This window comes from Cobetia sp. SIMBA_158 (genome assembly GCF_046566945.1).
In the GTDB taxonomy this organism is placed as follows: domain Bacteria; phylum Pseudomonadota; class Gammaproteobacteria; order Pseudomonadales; family Halomonadaceae; genus Cobetia; species Cobetia amphilecti.
This window is the reverse complement of sequence record NZ_JAWJYL010000911.1, coordinates 1-244: the sequence shown is the minus strand read 5'-3', so window position 1 is coordinate 244 and position 244 is coordinate 1. Positions and strand designations below refer to the sequence as shown.

At 47.5% G+C, this 244-nt stretch carries 1 tRNA gene; it reads right to left on the bottom strand.

Annotated features, from left to right (window positions below):
* A tRNA-Asn gene (locus R2R70_RS22460) sits at positions 1-72 on the bottom strand.
* Positions 73-244: the final 172 nt, after the last annotated feature.

Sequence of the window (244 nt, the reverse complement as noted above, 5' to 3'; positions counted from 1 at the left end):
TCCTCGAACAGGACTCGAACCTGTGACCCAATGATTAACAGTCATTTGCTCTACCAACTGAGCTATCGAGGAACAACAAAATATCGATCGATATCAGGGCGATATCGAAACTGACGACGAGGAACTCATCTATCAGCGTCATTTCCGGCATTGGCAGGAAGCCTTGGATTGGCTCCTCGAACAGGACTCGAACCTGTGACCCAATGATTAACAGTCATTTGCTCTACCAACTGAGCTATCGAGG